Origin of the sequence: Streptomyces sp. NPDC048734 (assembly GCF_043198675.1) — a bacterium.
GTDB lineage: Bacteria > Actinomycetota > Actinomycetes > Streptomycetales > Streptomycetaceae > Streptomyces.
The window spans coordinates 299,334-316,365 of sequence record NZ_JBICUZ010000008.1 but is presented as its reverse complement, the minus strand read 5'-3'; the positions used below and the strand labels follow the sequence as shown (position 1 = coordinate 316,365).

Sequence of the window (17,032 nt, the reverse complement as noted above, 5' to 3'; positions counted from 1 at the left end):
CATGTTCCGCAGCGCGTACGCAGACGTCCCGCCCGTAGAACTGCCCATCCACGACGCCGTGCTGGGCCGTGCCGCCGAATTCGGCGACCTGCCGGCCCTCGTCGACGGCACCGACGGCACCACCCTCACCTACGAGCAGGTGGACCGGTTCCACCGGCGGATCGCCGCCGCCCTCGCCGAGGACGGCGTCCGCAAGGGCGACGTGCTCGCCCTGCACAGCCCCAACACGATCGCCTTCCCCGCCGCGTTCTACGCCGCCACGCGCGCGGGGGCCACCGTCACCACCGTGCATCCGCTCGCCACCGCCGAGGAGTTCGCCAAGCAGCTCGGCGACGCGGCGGCCCGCTGGATCGTCACCGTCTCCCCGCTGCTGGAGACGGCCCGCCGGGCGGCCGAACTGGCGGGCGGAGTCCGGGAGATCTTCGTCTGCGACAGCGCCCCGGGCCACCGCTCGCTCCTCGACATGCTCGCCTCCACCGCCCCCGAGCCGCAGGTCGCCATCGACCCCGCCCGGGACGTCGCGGCCCTGCCCTACTCCTCGGGCACCACGGGCGTCCCCAAGGGCGTGATGCTCACCCACCGGCAGATCGCCACCAACCTCGCCCAGCTCGAACCGGCGATCACGGCGGGCCCCGGCGACCGCATCCTGGCGGTGCTCCCCTTCTTCCACATCTACGGCCTCACCGCTCTCATGAACGCGCCGCTGCGCAAGGGCGCCACCGTCGTCGTCCTGCCCCGCTTCGACCTGGAGACGTTCCTCGCGGCCATCCAGAACCACCGCATCACCGGCCTGTACGTGGCCCCGCCGATCGTCCTCGCCCTCGCCAAACACCCGGCGGTCGCCCAGTACGACCTGTCGTCCCTGCGGTACGTCATCAGCGCCGCCGCCCCCCTGGACGCCGGTCTCGCCGCCGCCTGCGCCGCCCGCCTGAACCTGCCGTCCGTCGGTCAGGCCTACGGCATGACGGAACTGTCGCCCGGCACCCACGTCGTCCCCCTGGACGCCATGCACGAGGCCCCCGCCGGCACCGTCGGCAGGCTCATCGCCGGCACCGAGATGCGCATCGTCTCCCTCGACGACCCCGGCAGGGACCTCGGCGTCGGCGAAGCCGGCGAGATCCTCATCCGCGGCCCCCAGGTCATGAAGGGCTACCTGGGCCGCCCCGACGCCACCGCCGCCATGATCGACGCCGACGGATGGCTGCACACCGGCGACATCGGCCGCGTCGACGGTGAGGGAGGCTGGCTGTTCGTCGTCGACCGGGTCAAGGAACTCATCAAGTACAAGGGCTTCCAGGTGGCCCCCGCAGAACTGGAGGCCCTGCTCCTGACCCACCCCGGCATCGCCGACGCCGCCGTCGTCGGCGAGTACGACGACGACGGCAACGAGGTGCCGCACGCGTACGTGGTCCGCCGGCCGGCCGCCCCCGGCCTCTCCGAGGGCGAGGTCGCGATGTACGTCGCCGAACGTGTCGCCCCGTACAAACGGGTCCGCCGCGTCACCTTCGTCGACGCCGTCCCCCGGGCCGCCTCGGGGAAGATCCTGCGCCGCGAACTGAGGAAGCGCCCATGACGCCACCGGAGGAAGCACCCGTGACCACCCCGCGCGAAGCGCCCGTGACCGCGCCGATCGGCCGCGCCCGCGACCGCGGCGTCCAGACACTCAGCCTCGACGCCGCAGGCACCCGCAACGCCCTCTCCGCCGCCCTCGTCGCGGAACTCGCCGACGCGCTCGCCGACTGCGCCGCGGACCCCGGGGTCCGCGCGGTCGTCCTCACCCACACCGGGGGGACCTTCTGCGCCGGCGCCGACCTGCGCGACCCGCCCGACCCGGACGCCTTCGTCGCCCTGCTGCGGCAGCTCGTCGAGCTGCCCAAGCCGGTCGTCGCGCGCGTCACCGGACACGTCCGCGCCGGCGGCCTCGGCCTCCTCGCCGCCTGCGACGTCACCACCGCCTCCACCGCGTCGACGTTCGCCTTCACCGAGGTGCGCATCGGGGTGGCCCCGGCCGTCATCTCCCTGCCGCTCCTCCCGCGCACCGACCCGCGGGCCCTTTCCCGCTACTACCTCACCGGCGAACGCTTCGACGCCCGCGAGGCGGCCCGCATCGGCCTGCTCACCGCGGCCGCCGACGACGTCGACGCCGTGCTCGCCCCCGTCCTCGACGGCCTGCGCAAGGCCGCACCCCAGGGCCTGGCCGAGACGAAACGGCTGCTCACGGTTAGGGTGCTGGAGGCGTTCGAGCGGGACGCGGCCGCACTCACCGCGCTCTCCGCCCGCCTGTTCGCCTCCCCGCAGGCCCGCGAGGGAATGACGGCCTTTCTCGAACGACGGGAACCCGCATGGGTGTTGTGAGCCCGGTCGACCGCGACCGCGCCCCCAAGCAGGACCGCAGCCGGGCCACCCGGCAGCGGCTCCTGGAAGCCGCCGTGGCCTGCCTCGCCGAACACGGCTGGGCGGGCTCCACGGTCTCCGTCGTCGCGGAACGGGCGGGCGTCTCCCGCGGCGCCGCCCAGCACCACTTCCCCACCCGCGAGGACCTCTTCACCGCCGCCGTCGAGTACGTCGCCGAGGAACGCTCCCTCGCCCTGCGCGCCCTGTTCCCACAGGGCGCGGCGGGCGACCGGCGCGCCGTCGTGTCCGCCCTCGTCGACCTCTACACCGGCCCCCTCTTCCGGGCCGCCCTGCACCTGTGGGTCGCCGCCTCCAACGAGGAACAGCTCCGCCCGCGCGTCACGGAACTCGAGGCCCGCGTCGGCCGCGAGACCCACCGCATAGCCGTCGACCTGCTCGGCGCCGACGAGTCCGGGCCCGGAGTCCGCGAAACCGTCCAGGGCCTGCTCGACATGGCCCGCGGCCTCGGCCTCGCGAACCTCCTCACCGACGACGGACCCCGCCGGGACCGGGTCGTCGCCCAGTGGGCGGCCCTGCTGGAACAGAACCTCGGCCGGTGAACGCCGCCCCGCGCGCGATCGCGCGGACGGATCCCCGCTCTCCCCCGGCTCCGACGGCCCCGCGCCGCCCCGCGCGCGATCGCGCGGACGAGGCGGCCCGCCCTCAGGGGCTGAGCCGCTCCACCCGCCAGCCGCCGTCCGTCTCCGCCACGTACCGCAGGCGGTCGTGCAGCCGGTTCTCCCGGCCCTGCCAGAACTCCACCGACTCCGGCACCACCCGGAAACCGCCCCAGTGCGGCGGCACCGGCACCTGCTCGCCCTCCGGGTAGCGGGCCGCCAGCTCGGCGTAGGAGGCGTCGAGATCGTCGCGCCCCGTGACCACCGCGGACTGCACGCTCGCCCACGCGCCGAGCTGGGAGCCGTGCGGCCGGGTCCGGAAGTACGCCGCCGTCTCGTCCCGCCCGGTGCGCCGGGCCACTCCCCGCACGATGACCTGCCGGGCCACCGGATGCCACGGGAACAGCAGGCTGACGTGCGGGTTCTCCGCGAGGTCACGGCCCTTGCGGGAGTCGTAGTTCGTGTAGAAGACGAAGCCGTGCGCGTCGAAGTGCTTCAGCAGCACCGTGCGGGAGGAGGGCCGCCCCTCGGCGTCCGCCGTGGAGACGACCATGGCGTTGGGCTCGAACAGGTGCGCCTCGGCCGCGGCCTGCCTGAACCAGCGCGCGAACTGCTCCACGGGAGTGGCGGCCAGATCGGCCTCGTCGAGGCCCTCCGCCCGGTACTGCTTGCGCATGGAGGCGGGATCGGGAGAAACGGTTTCTGCGTGGTCCACGCCGTCATCTTGCCGCACCGGAGCCGCCGGCAGCAGTGTCTCCCACCCACCCGAAGGTGGCACTGAGTGCCGCGACATCTCCCCAAAGGTGGCACTCGGGGATATGGTGCTTGTGCCATCCCGGTTGCGTGACCGCCGAGTGCGCGGGGCATCACCGGAGTGACCGCCCAGGACCGCGAGTCCCCGCACGGACCGTGGATCCACCGGCGCCACCTGTCGCACACATCACGAGGAGCCGCCTGATGTCCGACTTCGTACCCGGACTCGAAGGAGTCGTCGCGTTCGAGACGGAGATCGCCGAACCGGACAAGGAGGGCGGCGCACTCCGGTACCGGGGCGTCGACATCGAGGACCTCGTCGGCCACGTCTCCTTCGGCAACGTGTGGGGCCTGCTCGTCGACGGCGCCTTCAACCCCGGACTGCCGCCCGCCGAGCCGTTCCCCATCCCTGTCCACTCCGGTGACATCCGCGTCGACGTCCAGTCCGCGCTCGCCATGCTCGCCCCCGTCTGGGGCCTCAAACCGCTCCTCGACATCGACGCCGAGCAGGCCCGCGAGGACCTCGCCCGCGCCGCGGTCATGGCGCTGTCCTACGTCGCCCAGTCCGCCCGCGGACAGGGCCGCCCCATGGTCCCGCAGAGCGAGATCGACAAGGCCCGGTCCGTCGTCGAGCGGTTCATGATCCGCTGGCGCGGCGAGCCCGACCCCAAGCACGTCGCCGCGGTCGACGCCTACTGGACCTCCGCCGCCGAGCACGGCATGAACGCGTCCACCTTCACCGCCCGCGTCATCGCCTCCACCGGCGCGGACGTCGCCGCCGCCCTCTCCGGCGCGGTCGGGGCCATGTCCGGCCCGCTGCACGGCGGCGCCCCCTCGCGCGTCCTCGGCATGATCGAGGAGATCGAGCGCACCGGCGACGCCGAGGCCTACGTCAAGCAGGCCCTCGACAAGGGCGAACGCCTCATGGGCTTCGGCCACCGCGTCTACCGCGCCGAGGACCCCCGCGCCCGCGTGCTGCGCCGTACCGCCCGCGAGCTGGGCGCACCGCGCTTCGAGATCGCCGAGGCCCTGGAGAAGGCCGCCCTCGCCGAACTCCACGCCCGTCGCCCGGACCGGGTCCTGGCGACCAACGTGGAGTTCTGGGCGGCCATCGTCCTCGACTTCGCCGAGGTCCCCGCCCACATGTTCACGTCGATGTTCACGTGCGCCCGCACCGCCGGCTGGTCGGCGCACATCCTGGAGCAGAAGCGCACCGGCCGCCTCGTGCGCCCCTCCGCCCGCTACACCGGCCCCGGCTCCCGGGGCCCCCGGGAGATCGAGGGATACACCGACATTACTGACATCGCCGACGTCGGCCGCTGACCCGACCGGGCGGCCGTCACGCGGGGCTGAGCAGCTCCGCGTGATGCCGCTCGGCCACCAGCGGGTGGGCCCGCAGCTTGCCCTTCAGCTCGTTGAAGCCGTACTCGGCGAACAGCGGGTTGGCCGGATCGTCGGTCACACCGGGCGCGGCGGAGGCGTACGGGAAGGGCAGCGGCTCCACCCGCGCGTCGAGGCGCGGGTTGTAGAAGAACGGCACGGAGAACCGCTCGACCGCGCTCGGCGGCGACACCACCCGGTGGTTGGTGGCCACCAGGTACCCGTTCGTCGCCACCTCCAGCAGCTCGCCGAGGTTGACGACGAACGCCCCGGGCAGCGGCGGGACGTCGTGGAACAGCCCGTCCTCCCGCTGCACCTGGAGCCCGCCCACCCGGTCCTGGAGCAGCAGCGTCAGGAAGCCGTAGTCCTTGTGGGCGCCCACCCCCTGACCGGTGCCGTCGCCCGCGCTCCCCGGATAGCGCACCAGCTTCAGGTGCGGATGCGCCCGCTCCCCGAACACCGGGTCGTAGAAGTCCGCGGGCGCCCCGATCGAGGCGAGCAGTTCGTGCAGCAGCCGCTGGGCGACGCCGCTGAGGCGCTCGATCCACCGCAGCGCGGCCACCCGCAGCTCGGGCAGCCCGGCGGGCCACTGGTTGGGTCCCTCCAGCCACCAGTACGCCGGCTCCCCGGGCCCCGGCACCCGCGCCGGCCGCTCCGCCCCGATGTCCAGCTGGTCCCGCCAGTCCCGCCGGCCCCCGGTCCGCTCGTCCCCGGTGCGCGTGTAGCCCCGGAAGTGCGGCGAGTTCACGTTGTCGATCGCGAGCCGCTCGGCCTCGGGCAGCGCGAAGAACCGACGCATCGCGGAGAGCAGCGCCGCCGTCTCCGCCTCGCTCACCCCGTGCCCCACGAGTTGGAAGAACCCCACGTCGTGCGCGGCGCCGTGCAGCCGCGCGCGCAACCGCTCCCGGGCCTCGGGCCCCCGGTCGACGGCGGAGAGATCGATGATCGGCAGTTGCTGGTACGACGGGTTCGTCGACACGTTCGTCATGGTGCGTCCGCGGGGGTGTACGGGTCCCGCGCGAGAGCCGCGGGTGGGCGGGCGCACGGGTGCCAGGTGGGCAGAGAAGGGGAAACACGGGCGGTTGCCGAACCGCGAAGGGGCCGGACGGCTCAGAGGGAGCGTCGACAGCCCATGCTCGTGACGCGGACGTAGTCCACGTGGCGGCGCCGAACGAGCGAAAGCATGCGGTCAGGGTACTCCCCGCCCGCACATTCGTGCGTGGTGTGCGTCACATGCCGGAGAATCCACGGCCGACCCGCTCGGACGGCGGAATCCCTGAGGGAGCCCGGGAACGCAGGCGACCCGCGAGTCTGGTCCTCCGGGGGAGGGCCGGCCGGACGTACCGGCGACTCGCGGGTCGGGTGACTGCTGGGATTGGGCCGGCTGCACGCCTCTTTCACGTGCGGGTCCGGCACCGCACTCGGTGTGGTGACGGGCCGCTAGCCCGCAGCCACCTCACGCGTCCGGTTCTCGTACATTCGCCGAACCACCTCCCTTCTCGTGTGCTCGCCACCTTAGGAAGCGTCCCGCCGTCCGTTCAACCCCTTTTTCCGGGGCCCTTCCCGGAGACCGGTGGACGCGCGTGCGCCGCTCACCTGGCGTTCCCGCATGACCTCACCCCCCCCACGGCCGGGCGGCGCGCCATCCTCAGCGGCTCCCCCCTCGAGGAGCAGATCGGGTACGCGCGGGCCGTCGTCGACGGCGACCGGGGGCACGTGTCGGGGACGACCGGCTACGACCACGCGACGATGACCATCTCGGACGACGTGGTCGAGCAGGCCGAGCAGTGCCTGCGCAACATCGGGGCCGCGCCGGCGGAGGCCGGGTGCGCTTTCGCGGACGTCGTGCGGGTGCGCTGCCTGCTGCCCGACCGGGCCGACTTCGAGCCCTGCCGACCGGTGCTGCGCGGCCGCTTCGGCGAGGTGCGGCCGGCGGCCACGATGATGGTGTGCGGGCTGGCCGACCCGCGGATGAGGATCGAGATCGAGGTGGACGCCCGCCGCCCCGCGCGGCAGGAGCCGGGGCCGGACCCGCAACCGCGTCGACGCCCGCCCCACCGCGCGGTTGCCCGATGCCGTGACCGATCTTCGTCTTCGCATCGCATCGCGCCGGTCGCCGGTGCGGCCATGCTCGAGCAGGGGCGGCACGTCCACGACACGATCGCGACCCCGGCCGCCCTGTCCCCCGCCGGGGCACGCGCGCGAGCCGACCGCCACCGCCTGGAGAACGCCCACCTCGGTGACGTCCTCGTCGGCTGCTCGACGCTGCGGCCCCGGCGGGCGAGGACGCGGTGGCCACCGTCACCGCGCGCGTGCTGCCGCCGTACCGCCGCCGCGGACACGGCACCGCGCTGTACGAGAACGGTCTCGCCCACGCGCGTGTGCTGGGCGCCCGGGCGGTGGAGACGTGCGTCCTGGCCGTCGACGAGGACGGCCTGCGGTTCGCCGCGGCGCGCGGGTTCGTCGAGACGGAGCGGCACGCGCTGGACGGCGAGGGCGACGTCTGGGTCGACCTGCGGCCGGCCGCGCTCTGACGGACCCGGGCGTACCGGGCGGGACCGGCGTACGACGATTCCCCGGCAATCTTGCGGGAACCATATGTGGGCTGCGTCACGTTCAAGTTGAATGAGGGCACGTGAGCGAAGCTGAGGGGGTCCAGGTGAGTGCTTCCCGCCGTAGTGGGACCACCGACGAACTGGGACCGGACGAGCCCGAGCGGCCCGGCCCGGAGGGTCCGGACGGCTCGGATCTGCTCGCCGCGCTGCTCGACGGGATGGACGCGGCCCTGTGCGCCTTCGACGCCGAGGGCGTCGTCACCCACTGGAACCGCGAGGCCGAGCGCATCCTCGGTTGGACCGCCGCGGAGGCGGTCGGCCGGCACGGCTTCACCGGCTGGGCGGTGCGCGAGGCGGACGCCGAGGAGATCGAGGGCCGGCTGATGGCCGCGATGCGGGCGCCCGGCCGGCAGGTGCACGAGTTCGCGCTGCTCACCAAGGACGGCGGCCGGGTCCTGGTGCGCACCCAGTCCGCAGCCGTCCCCGGCCCCGACGGCAAGCCCGCCGGGCTGTACTGCGCGTTCAGCGAGGTGCACACCCAGATCGACCTGGAGCGCTCCATCGCGCTGAGCGAGGCCCTCTTCGCGGACGCCTCCTGGGGCGTGGTCCTCGTCGACGCCGACCTGCGCCCCGCCGTCGTCAACGCGCACGCCGCCCGCGCGCTCGGCACGGGCCGTACGGCGGTCCTGGGCCGTCCGCTGGGCGACCTGCTCACCCGGGGCGTCGAGGAGCTGGAGAACGCGCTCACGCACGTCCTCGCCGAGGGTGCCCCGCCCGCGCCCGCCGAGCTGTGGGTGGGGGTGCGGACCCCGGACGGCGAGAAGCGGCGCTGCTGGCGCAGCGGTTTCGTGCGGCTCGCCTCCCCGCTCGCCGAGGAGCCGGTGCCGCTCGGCGTCGGCTGGCTGTTCCAGGACGTCACCGAGGCCAAGCAGGTCGAGCAGGAGGCGGCCCTGCTGCGGTTCCGGACGAACCAGCTGCACCGGGCGTCGCGGGCGGCCGCCGAGTGCGAGGACCCGGCGGAGGCGGCGACCGTCCATCTCGACTTCGCCCTCGCCGGCTTCGCCGACCACGCCGTGATCGACCGGGTCGCCGGTGAGCCGAGGGCGGACGGGGAGCCGAGGGCGGACGGGGAGCCGAGGGCGGACGGGGAGCCGGACGTCCCGCCGCGTCTGGTGCGGGTGGCGGACACCCCCTCGGGCGGACCGGGCCCCAGCGTCCTCACCGGTCACGCCGGGCTGCCCGTGGGGTACGCGGAGAGCCACCCGGCGCTCCAGTGCGTGGCCCGCGCCGGCTCGGTGCGCGCCTCCGTGGGCAAGGTGGCGCCGGACCGGGCCCGCGAGTGGGCACGGGCGCGCCGGTGGCCCGAGGACACCGTGCACGCGCTCTGCGCGGTCCTGCGCAGCCGCGGCCGCACCCTGGGCGTCGTGACGTTCCTGCGCGCGGCGGGCCGTGCGGCCTTCGAGCGCTCCGACGCGACCTACGCCGAGGACGTCGCCGTCCGGATGGCGGCCGCCCTCGACCTCGCCGGTCTCGTCGGTCCCGCCGGGAGCGGCGACGAGGTCTGACGCGCGCGGGAGCCCACCTCCGCGGGCGCGGCTCCTCAGTGCCGGTAGAAGATCCGGTCCCGGTACTCGTCCATGATCCGGCCGTTCCAGTCGTGGCCGCCGTCGACGTTGCCGGAGCGCAGCAGCGGGGGCTCGATGCCGCGTTCCGCGAGGGAGGCGGCCGCGGTGGCCACGACCGCCTGGAGCAGGGCCGTGGTGACGACGGTGGAGGCGGGCGCGAAGGGCGCGGGGACGGTGTCGAGGGTCAACTCGGCGTCCCCGACGGCGATCTTCGAGTCCAGGACGAGGTCGCAGTGATCCTTGAGGAACGTCCCCGACCGGTGCCGGGACGTCGTCTCGGTGGCGTACGCCACCGAGGTCACGCCGATGACCTTCACGCCCAGGGCGCGCGCGCCGAGGGCCATCTCCACCGGGAGGGCGTTGCGGCCCGACAGCGAGACGATCACCAGGGCGTCGCCCGCGCGCACCGGCGAGGTGTCCAGCACCGCGCCCGCCAGGCCGTCGACGCGCTCCAGGGCGGAGCCGAGGGTGGCGGGCGTGACGTCGACGCCCACGACGCCCGGCACCGCGAGCAGGTTCATCAGGGCCAGGCCGCCCGCGCGGTAGACGACGTCCTGCGCGGCGAGGGAGGAATGGCCGGCGCCGAAGGCGAACAGGCGTCCACCGCGGGCCACGGTGTCGGCGAGGAGGACACCGGCGGCCTCCACGGCCTCCGCCTCCTCGTCGCGAACCCGCTGCAACAGGCCGATCGCGGCGTCGAAGAACTGCGCGGCGGGCGTGCGGTCACTCATCCGAGGGGCCCCTTTGCCGAATCCGGTGTCCGTGTCCGTGTCGCGGATCACCGTGCGGTCCGGACCATCGCCCTGTCAACACGGCCGGGCCGGTGGCGGCCCCGGCGCCACCCCCTCGTTCCGGCGGCGCGGCACGCTTGTCAGTGGTATCCGGCAGAATTGAGGCCAGGGCCAGCGCACGAGCCGGAGAGCCGTCCAGCCTCCGGCAATCTCATCGAGGGGCACGTATGTCCGGACTGATCGACACCACGGAGATGTATCTCCGCACCATCCTCGAGCTGGAGGAGGAAGGTGTGGTCCCCATGCGCGCCCGGATCGCCGAGCGGCTCGACCAGAGCGGGCCGACGGTCAGCCAGACGGTGGCCCGTATGGAGCGGGACGGCCTGGTCTCCGTGGCCAGTGACCGGCACCTGGAGCTGACGGACGAGGGCCGCCGCCTCGCCACGCGCGTGATGCGCAAGCACCGCCTGGCCGAGTGTCTCCTCGTCGACGTGATCGGCCTGGAGTGGGAGCAGGTCCACGCGGAGGCGTGCCGCTGGGAGCACGTGATGAGCGAGGCCGTCGAGCGCCGGGTCCTCGAGCTGCTGCGCCACCCCACCGAGTCGCCGTACGGCAACCCCATCCCGGGACTGGAGGAGTTGGGGGAGAAGGACATCGCCGATCCCTTCCTGGACGAGGGCATGGTGTCGCTGGCCGACCTCGACCCGGGCCTGGAGGGCAAGACGGTCGTCGTACGCCGCATCGGCGAGCCGATCCAGACGGACGCGCAGCTGATGTACACGCTGCGGCGGGCCGGTGTGCAGCCGGGCTCGGTGGTGAGCGTGACGGAGTCGGCCGGCGGCGTCCTGGTCGGCAGCGGCGGCGAGGCGGCCGAGCTGGAGGCGGACATCGCCTCCCACGTGTTCGTCGCCAAGCGTTGACGCCGGCGTCGGTGCACTAGCTGAGTGTTGTTCAACTCCTGGGGCTGCCGGGGTGGTTGAGGCGTCCTGTCGATCTCGTCAAATCGGTGATTCCCTGTGTCGAACCGCAGCGCTCCGGCGCCGCGCGTGCCAGGCTGTCGCGTGAGGCATATGACCTGAGGGGGCGGGATGATGTGCCGCGGATCATGGGAGGGCCCCGGCGCCCTGCGGCGCCGGGGCCTGTCCTCCCCTGTTCTGACCTGGAGCCCCGAGCTCTCAAGGTCATTCCCTTCGGACCGGTTTCCCCGAGCGGTCCGCCCCTCGCTGAAGATCTCCCCCCGGTGGCGGCGATCATTCCTTGAGGGGGGTCACTCGAACGAGGGTTGTTGCTCGCGGAAGCAGATGTCTTCGAATGGACATTCGATAGCGTGCGGGTGAGGGGCCCGTGCGTGAAGCGGTGCGCGGGCAGTGAGGCAGTGAGCAGCACAGCGGTACGACGGCAGACACGACGCGTGACCGGACCGGCCGGCTCGAGCGGGAGCGGGGGTCCGAGCGGGAACGAGGGGGTGCCAGGGGCTATGGCGCGACGCATCGACGTGACCGGGGCGGGCGGTGTACGCCTGGCGGCCTGGGAGTTCGGCGACCCGCCCAAGAACGGCCCGGCGGAGAACGGGCCGGAAGCCATGATTCCGTCCCAGTCGGCCGGGACGCCCACCGCGGAACCGGCCGAGGCGGGTGGGGGATGGTCCGGACCGGCGGCCTCCGAGCGCACCACCGGTGTGCTGTTACTGCACGGTCTGATGGGCCGGGCCTCGCACTGGGCGTCCACCGCCCGCTGGCTCTCCGAGCGGCACCGCGCCGTCGCCCTCGACCAGCGGGGCCACGGCAGGAGCGACAAGCCGCCGCGGGCCGCCTTCACGCGCGAGGCGTACGTCGATGACGCCGAGGCCGCCCTCGAACAGCTCGGCCTCGCCCCCGCCGTCCTCGTCGGCCACGCCATGGGCGCCCTGACCGCCTGGCAGCTCGCCGCCAAGCGCCCCGACCTGATCTCCGGCGTGGTCATCTGCGACATGCGCGCCTCCGCGCTCGGCGCGGCCTCGCAGCGCGAGTGGGCCGACTGGTTCACGTCCTGGCCCCTTCCCTTCGCCACCCTCGCCGACGTCCGCAAGTGGTTCGGCGAGGACGACCCCCGGGTGGAGCGGCCCAACCCGGCGCGCGGCGAGTTCTACGCCGAGGTGATGCAGGAGTCCGCCGACGGCTGGCGCCCCGTCTTCGAACCCGAGCAGATGCTGAAGTCCCGGGAGACCTGGGTCTACGACGCCCACTGGGAGGAACTCGCCCAGGTCCGCTGCCCCACCCTGGTCGTCCGCGGCCTGAACGGCGAACTGGGGCGCGCGGAGGCGCAGGAGATGGTGCGGGTGCTGCCGCGCGGGGAGTACGCGGAGGTGGCCGACGCCGGTCACCTCGTGCACTACGACCAGCCGGAGGGCTGGCGGACGGCCATCGAGCCGTTCCTGGACGGGGTGCTGGCGCGCTGAGCGGGCCGACGGCAGAGCCGGGCGCCTCTGCACGAGGCGCCCCCTCGGAAGGCGCCACCAGGGTTTGGGCTCTTTCGTTCGGATCATGCCGGGCTCGCGGGGGTCTGGTGCCGCTCCTCGCCGCGTTGTCGTCGGCCGCCAGGGCTCCGCCCCGGCTCCCTCCTCCGCCTCGCGAGGCTCCCCCACTGCCCGAAAGGCGTGGGAGGTGCCCCCGGCACCGGACCGCGCTCCCTGATCCGGCCCGATCCAGACGAAATACCCTAGCGGTCCCTGCCGCACGCGTAGGCCAGTGGCGGGATCAACTCCTCCGCGTCCGGCAGCCACCGGTTGGCGGGTGTGGGCCGGCAGGCCCACTGCACGGCCCCCCGCGACCCGAACCGCGTGGGCGGCGCCGCCACGTACGCCCCCTCGCCCAGCACGACGAGGTCGAGGGAGGACGGCGTCCACCCCAGCGTGCGGACGAGGTCCGGCACCTTGGCCGCGGCCCCGGGAAGGACGAGGAAGTGCATCCGCCGGTCCGGCGCCGACGTGACCGGGCCCAGCGCCGACTGCATGCGCTCCATCCGTGCCAGCGCCAGGAACCCGGCCGTCTCCGGCACGGAGATCGCGTCGAAGGTCCGCCCGGTCGGCAGCAGGATCGACGCGTCGGGCTGCTTCTGCCACATGCGCCGCGCGACGGTCGCGCTGCCCGTCGCCTGCGTCGCCCAGTCGGGCCGGGCCGGGTGCGCCCCGGGCGCCGGACACGCCGCGTCGTCGCAGGAGCAGCGCTGCGTCCCGTCGACGGCTTCCAACCAGGTGCCGGGGACGACGTCCCAGTGACGTTCCCCGATGTAGCGAACTGCGGTCTCCAGCAGCGATTCCCCGCGCTGCTTCGGGATCTGGATGGCCTCGGCGCCCGCGATGGTCTCTTCCACGATGAACACAACTCTGGGCGTCACCGCGGGTTACGGCCCGCCCACGTGCGCGGGGGAGGAGCATCGATTCCCCGTCCGGGGCGCACGGGTGCATGACCGGGGGCGCGCGGGAGGAACGAGCGCGTGAGCGGGTAGTGACGCTTGGGGGAAGCTTCCGTCTTTACCCAGGCAATCCTCGCATGCCTCGCATTCTCGTCCTGTCCGCGGGGCATTGATCTTCACGGCCGGAACTTTTCGGTGGAAGACACATCAACTCGGTGCGCGGGAAAGGCACCGCAGCCACAGGGGGTAGTGCCAATGGCCGCAAGGCCTCTCGTCGCGCGGCAGCCGAACGAACGGCTGCAGGCGCTCATCCAGGAAGCGGGATGTTCGAACGCCGGGCTCGCCCGCCGCGTGAACATGTGCGGCGCCGAGCACGGTCTCGACCTGCGCTACGACAAGACGTCCGTGGCCCGTTGGCTGCGCGGACAGCAGCCCCGGGGACGCGCCCCGGCGGTCATCGCCGAGGCCCTGGGCCGCAAACTCGGCCGCACGGTCACGATCGACGAGATCGGCATGGCCAACGGCAAGAACCTCGCGTCGGGCGTCGGTCTCCAGTTCTCGCCGACGGTACTGGGGGCGATCGAGCAGGTCTGTGAGCTGTGGCGCAGCGACGTGGGCCGGCGGGACTTCCTCTCGGGGGCGTCCGTGGCCGCCTCCGCGCTGGTCGAACCGAGCCGTGACTGGCTGATCTCCTCGCCCGACGCGCAGGTGGCGCGCTCGGCCGGCCCTCGGGTGGGCCTGTCCGACGTGACGGCCGTGAAGGCGATGACCCAGGCGCTGGTCGAACTGGACCACCAGTACGGCAGCGGGCACGTGCGCCCGGTCGTCGTGCACTACCTCAACAGCGTCGTCTCCGGCCTGCTCGCCGGCTCCTACCGGGAGGCGGTGGGGCGCGAACTCTTCGCGTCCGTGGCCCGGCTGACCGAACTGGCGGGCTACATGGCCGTCGACACCGGGCAGCCCGGCCTCGCCCAGCGCTACTACATCCAGGCCCTGCGCCTCGCCCAGGCGGCGGGCGACCGCGGCTACGGCGGCTATGTGCTCGCCGCCTCCATGAGCCACCTCGCCGCCCAGCTCGGGAACCCGCGCGAGATCGCCCAGTTGGCGCGCGCGGCGCAGGAAGGGGCGCGGGGGCGGGTGACGCCGCGCGCGGAGGCCATGTTCCACGCCGCCGAGGCCCGCGGGCACGCCCTGCTGGGTGACGTCCGGGCGGCGCACGCGGCGTCCGGGCGGGCCGTGTCGGCGCTGGAGTCGGCCGATCCGGCGGCCGGGGACGACCCGGCGTGGATCGCGCACTTCGACGAGGCCTATCTGGCAGACGAGTTGGCGCACTGTCACCGTGACCTCGGTCAGGCCGAGGCGGCGGCGCGCTGCGCGGAGCAGTCGCTGGCGGGGCACCCGGAGAGCCGGGCCCGCCGACGGGCCATCGGGTATGTGCTGTTGGCCACGGCGCAGGTGCAGCAGCGAGAGGTCGAGCAGGCCTGCAACACCGGTACGAAAGCGGTGGAGTTGCTGGAGACGCTCCGCTCCGACCGCGGTGCCGAGTACCTGGAGGACCTCCAGCAGCGGCTGGAACCGTTCCGGGAGGAGGCCGTGGTCAGGGAGTTCGGGGCGCGACTGGAACTCCAGGCCGCCGCGTGAACATCCGGGGCGCCGTGGCGTGAACGGCCGGGGAACGGCCCGCCGTCGCGGGGGCGGCGGCGGGTGCGGCGCACGGCGCTTCGGTCCTTCACCCGCCGTACGGGAGGGAGATCATGACCTGAGCTGCGTGGCACGGGGTTCCGGGGACCCGGTAGCGTGAGCCGACGATTCCGAAGGTCCCCCATCAGTAGGAGTCCCGGTGACGCAGAGTGGACAGGGCGAGGAGCCCTCGGCGCGGCCCGCGCGCGAAGGCATCGTGCTGCCCTCCGACGGCGGGGAACCCCTGCTGCCGGGCACGGCGAGCGGCCCGCGGCGAGATCCCCACGCCGGGCAGCAGCAGTACGGCCGGCAGCCGTCGCCCCCGCCGTCGGCGGGACCGCCGGCCGGCGGGCAGACCTGGGACCGGTCCTGGGGACCGGAACAGCAGTCGGAGTACCAGCCGGGGCAGCAGCCCGGGCACGGGACCGGGCAGCAGCCGGGGCAGGCCTGGCCGCCCCCGGCGGACCAGCAGCAGTGGGGCGGGGACCGGCAGTGGGACACCCCGCAGCCGACCGGCCCCGACGCGTGGCGGGCCGCACCGCAGCCCGGCCCCGGTCAGGGCGCCGGCCCGCTGCCGCCCGAGGGCGCCCCCGCGCCGTCGTACGGCCACGGCGTGCCGGCCGCGCCGCTGCCTCCCACGGCCGACGGCGCCACCCAGTACATACCGCCGGTCTCCGCGTCCGTGCCGCTGGACGAGGGGGCCACCCAGTACATACCGCCGGTCTCCGCGTCCGTGCCGCTGGACGAGGGGGCCACCCAGTACATACCGCCCGTCCCCGCACCGGGGCCGGGGTCGGGGAACGAGGGCGCGACGCAGTACCTCCCGCCGGTCACGCCGGGCGCCCTGCCGCCCGAGTCCCCCTCGGAGTCCACCCACGTCCTCGGCCGCGCCCAGCGGCACGGTCCGGGGCTGCGGGCCGCCCACGGCGGGCAGCACGGCTCCCACGCCGACGCCGAGGCCACCCAGTACATCCCGCCGGTGACCGGCCAGGGCCCGTACGGCGCCGGCGAGAAGCAGCCGCCCGCCGAGTTCGACAACCTCTTCCGCAGCGGCCCCGCCGACGACGGCCCGGCCGGGTCCACGCAGCAGATGCCGCGCTTCTCGGAGCCGGAGCCACCCGGCTACGGCGCCCGCCCCGCCGCCCACGCCCAGCCCTCGTACACGCCGCCCGGCGGCGGCTCCGGCGGCCGGCGCGCGATGCGCGACGACGACCACCGGGGCGACGACCACCGGGGCGGCGGCCGCAGCGGCTCGAGGGTGCCGCTGTTCGCGGCGGTCGGCGTGGCCCTCGTCGTCGTCGGGGTCGGCGCGGGCGCCCTGCTCTCCGGCGGGGGCGGTGACGAGCAGGGTGACGACAACAAGACCGTCGCCGCGTCGCAGCCCGCCGCCGAGGGCTCCGCCTCGGCGTCCGCCGACGCGGCCGAGCAGCAGGCGATCGCCCTGGACAAGCTGCTCGCGGACAGCGGCAGCAGCCGGGCGACCGTGATCAGCGCGGTCGCCGACGTGAAGAGGTGCGACAACCTCGCCAAGGCCGCCGCCGACCTGCGGGAGGCGGCGAAGCAGCGCACCGGGCTGGTGACTTCGTTGTCCGGCCTGGCCGTCGACCAACTGCCGGACCACGCCGCGCTGACCGCCGCGCTCACCAAGGCGTGGCAGGCCTCGGCCTCCGCCGACGACCACTACGCGGCCTGGGCCGACCAGGTGGCCGCCGACAAGGGCAAGCTCTGCAAGAAGGGCCAGGCCCGCGGCACGGGCCGGACGCAGGAGGCCAACCGCGCGAGCGGCACGGCCAGCGCCCAGAAGACGCAGGCCGCGAAACTGTGGAACGCGATCGCGAAGACGTACGGACTGACGGAGCGGCAGCCGACACAGCTGTGACCCGGGGAGGGGACCGGCCGGCGTC

General features: G+C 74.1%; 13 protein-coding genes and 1 pseudogene. 10 read left to right on the top strand and 4 right to left on the bottom strand.

The window, feature by feature from the left end; all coding sequences use genetic code 11:
• The first annotated feature begins 1 nt into the window (after window position 1).
• The 3 genes from ACGFQC_RS22940 to ACGFQC_RS22930 are packed head-to-tail and all read left to right on the top strand — an operon-like array spanning window position 2 to window position 2,954.
• Window positions 2-1,573 carry a 4-coumarate--CoA ligase family protein gene (locus tag ACGFQC_RS22940; RefSeq protein WP_363086741.1) on the top strand — a complete coding sequence of 524 codons (1,572 nt, stop codon included), beginning with the start codon at window positions 2-4 and terminating at the stop codon, window positions 1,571-1,573.
• Window positions 1,570-2,355, top strand: coding sequence for an enoyl-CoA hydratase family protein (locus tag ACGFQC_RS22935; RefSeq protein ID WP_393288568.1), 786 nt, complete (start codon window positions 1,570-1,572; stop codon window positions 2,353-2,355). Before ACGFQC_RS22940 ends, ACGFQC_RS22935 begins: the two co-directional genes overlap by 4 nt.
• Window positions 2,343-2,954: a TetR/AcrR family transcriptional regulator gene (locus ACGFQC_RS22930; RefSeq protein WP_363086740.1), complete on the top strand. Its 612-nt coding sequence runs from the start codon at window positions 2,343-2,345 to the stop codon at window positions 2,952-2,954. The genes ACGFQC_RS22935 and ACGFQC_RS22930 overlap by 13 nt, the downstream gene beginning before the upstream one ends.
• 103 nt (window positions 2,955-3,057) lie before the next feature.
• On the opposite strand, the gene pdxH is transcribed toward ACGFQC_RS22930, so the two are convergent.
• Window positions 3,058-3,687 carry a pyridoxamine 5'-phosphate oxidase gene (gene pdxH, locus ACGFQC_RS22925; protein ID WP_363086928.1) on the bottom strand — a complete coding sequence of 210 codons (630 nt, stop codon included), beginning with the start codon at window positions 3,685-3,687 and terminating at the stop codon, window positions 3,058-3,060.
• A 281-nt stretch (window positions 3,688-3,968) separates the two neighbouring features.
• Here pdxH and ACGFQC_RS22920 point away from each other — a divergent pair, with 281 nt between their 5' ends.
• Window positions 3,969-5,087 carry a citrate synthase 2 gene (locus ACGFQC_RS22920; protein WP_363086739.1) on the top strand — a complete coding sequence of 373 codons (1,119 nt, stop codon included), beginning with the start codon at window positions 3,969-3,971 and terminating at the stop codon, window positions 5,085-5,087.
• Window positions 5,088-5,103: 16 nt separating this feature from the next.
• Here the strand turns inward: ACGFQC_RS22920 and ACGFQC_RS22915 are convergent, their stop codons facing one another.
• A complete protein-coding gene (locus ACGFQC_RS22915; RefSeq protein WP_363086738.1) occupies window positions 5,104-6,132 on the bottom strand; it encodes a 2-oxoglutarate and iron-dependent oxygenase domain-containing protein in 1,029 nt (342 codons plus the stop codon).
• A gap of 656 nt (window positions 6,133-6,788) precedes the next feature.
• Here ACGFQC_RS22915 and ACGFQC_RS22910 point away from each other — a divergent pair.
• Together ACGFQC_RS22910 and ACGFQC_RS22905 are read left to right on the top strand one after the other, a co-directional pair.
• A pseudogene (locus tag ACGFQC_RS22910) lies at window positions 6,789-7,678 on the top strand (GNAT family N-acetyltransferase).
• Window positions 7,679-7,803: 125 nt separating this feature from the next.
• Window positions 7,804-9,264 (top strand): PAS domain-containing protein, encoded by a 1,461-nt coding sequence (locus ACGFQC_RS22905; protein WP_363086927.1) that lies wholly within the window; start codon window positions 7,804-7,806, stop codon window positions 9,262-9,264.
• Window positions 9,265-9,299: 35 nt separating this feature from the next.
• Here ACGFQC_RS22905 and ACGFQC_RS22900 read toward each other — a convergent pair whose 3' ends face one another.
• A complete protein-coding gene (locus ACGFQC_RS22900) occupies window positions 9,300-10,055 on the bottom strand; it encodes an SIS domain-containing protein (protein ID WP_363086736.1) in 756 nt (251 codons plus the stop codon).
• A gap of 227 nt (window positions 10,056-10,282) precedes the next feature.
• On the opposite strand from ACGFQC_RS22900, the gene ACGFQC_RS22895 reads away from it, so the two are divergent.
• Together ACGFQC_RS22895 and ACGFQC_RS22890 are read left to right on the top strand one after the other, a co-directional pair.
• Window positions 10,283-10,975 carry a metal-dependent transcriptional regulator gene (locus ACGFQC_RS22895; RefSeq protein WP_363086735.1) on the top strand — a complete coding sequence of 231 codons (693 nt, stop codon included), beginning with the start codon at window positions 10,283-10,285 and terminating at the stop codon, window positions 10,973-10,975.
• A gap of 557 nt (window positions 10,976-11,532) precedes the next feature.
• The gene (locus tag ACGFQC_RS22890; RefSeq protein WP_363086734.1) at window positions 11,533-12,492 is read left to right on the top strand and encodes an alpha/beta hydrolase; all 960 of its coding nucleotides are present in this window, start codon (window positions 11,533-11,535) and stop codon (window positions 12,490-12,492) included.
• A 260-nt stretch (window positions 12,493-12,752) separates the two neighbouring features.
• On the opposite strand, the gene ACGFQC_RS22885 is transcribed toward ACGFQC_RS22890, so the two are convergent.
• The gene (locus ACGFQC_RS22885; protein ID WP_363086733.1) at window positions 12,753-13,415 is read right to left on the bottom strand and encodes a bifunctional DNA primase/polymerase; all 663 of its coding nucleotides are present in this window, start codon (window positions 13,413-13,415) and stop codon (window positions 12,753-12,755) included.
• 288 nt (window positions 13,416-13,703) lie between these two features.
• Between ACGFQC_RS22885 and ACGFQC_RS22880 the strand changes: the two genes are divergently transcribed.
• Together ACGFQC_RS22880 and ACGFQC_RS22875 are read left to right on the top strand one after the other, a co-directional pair.
• Window positions 13,704-15,089, top strand: a complete 1,386-nt coding sequence (locus tag ACGFQC_RS22880; RefSeq protein ID WP_363086732.1) for a transcriptional regulator — start codon at window positions 13,704-13,706, stop codon at window positions 15,087-15,089.
• Window positions 15,090-15,288: 199 nt separating this feature from the next.
• A complete protein-coding gene (locus tag ACGFQC_RS22875) occupies window positions 15,289-17,007 on the top strand; it encodes a hypothetical protein (protein WP_363086731.1) in 1,719 nt (572 codons plus the stop codon).
• The last annotated feature ends 25 nt before the right edge of the window (window positions 17,008-17,032 follow it).

Excerpts from the sequence above, each read along its gene's own strand:
- ACGFQC_RS22940 (WP_363086741.1), top strand. The coding sequence starts at position 2 with ATGTTCCGCAGCGCGTACGCAGACGTCCCGCCCGTAGAACTGCCCATC.
- ACGFQC_RS22930 (WP_363086740.1), top strand. The coding sequence starts at position 2,343 with ATGGGTGTTGTGAGCCCGGTCGACCGCGACCGCGCCCCCAAGCAGGAC.
- ACGFQC_RS22890 (WP_363086734.1), top strand. The coding sequence starts at position 11,533 with ATGGCGCGACGCATCGACGTGACCGGGGCGGGCGGTGTACGCCTGGCG.
- ACGFQC_RS22895 (WP_363086735.1), top strand. The coding sequence starts at position 10,283 with ATGTCCGGACTGATCGACACCACGGAGATGTATCTCCGCACCATCCTC.
- ACGFQC_RS22900 (WP_363086736.1), bottom strand. The coding sequence starts at position 10,055 with ATGAGTGACCGCACGCCCGCCGCGCAGTTCTTCGACGCCGCGATCGGC.
- ACGFQC_RS22915 (WP_363086738.1), bottom strand. The coding sequence starts at position 6,132 with ATGACGAACGTGTCGACGAACCCGTCGTACCAGCAACTGCCGATCATC.
- ACGFQC_RS22935 (WP_393288568.1), top strand. The coding sequence starts at position 1,570 with ATGACGCCACCGGAGGAAGCACCCGTGACCACCCCGCGCGAAGCGCCC.
- ACGFQC_RS22920 (WP_363086739.1), top strand. The coding sequence starts at position 3,969 with ATGTCCGACTTCGTACCCGGACTCGAAGGAGTCGTCGCGTTCGAGACG.
- ACGFQC_RS22880 (WP_363086732.1), top strand. The coding sequence starts at position 13,704 with ATGGCCGCAAGGCCTCTCGTCGCGCGGCAGCCGAACGAACGGCTGCAG.
- pdxH (WP_363086928.1), bottom strand. The coding sequence starts at position 3,687 with ATGCGCAAGCAGTACCGGGCGGAGGGCCTCGACGAGGCCGATCTGGCC.